Source organism: Streptomyces sp. NRRL F-2664 (assembly GCF_000719345.1).
In the GTDB taxonomy this organism is placed as follows: Bacteria; Actinomycetota; Actinomycetes; order Streptomycetales; family Streptomycetaceae; genus Streptomyces.
On sequence record NZ_JOFX01000411.1, the window covers coordinates 1 to 370 of the forward strand.

At 70.8% G+C, this 370-nt stretch carries 2 pseudogenes; both read left to right on the plus strand.

The window, feature by feature from the left end:
- Positions 1–172, plus strand: a pseudogene (locus IF89_RS45690) (sulfate ABC transporter substrate-binding protein); the annotation flags it as partial.
- Between the two features lie 37 nt (positions 173–209).
- A pseudogene (locus IF89_RS0136340) lies at positions 210–370 on the plus strand (ABC transporter ATP-binding protein); the annotation flags it as partial.

Below are 370 nucleotides of genomic sequence, written 5' to 3' on the forward strand. Positions count from 1 at the left end.
CACCGACGACCCGCTGGCCTCCACCCTCAAGACCCAGGCCGACCACGCCGTCAAGGCCAAGCTCATCGAACAGCCCGACCTGGCCGGCATCTACGACCTCACCCTGTTGAACAAGGTCCTCAAGGCCGCCGGCAAGCCCGAGGTCCCCGACGCCGGCCTCGGCGCCGAGTAGGCGCACGAACGCCCCGCCCCAGGAGGTGACGACGACCATGGCCACCACTCTCACCACGGCTGCCGAAGGCGCCGCTCAGGCCGCTCGGACGGCGGCGTGCGCCGCCCGTATCGCGCACGTCTCGAAGTCCTTCCCCGGCCCGGCCGGTGCGCAGCTCGTCCTGGACGACATCAGCCTCGATGTCGCTCCGGGTGAGTT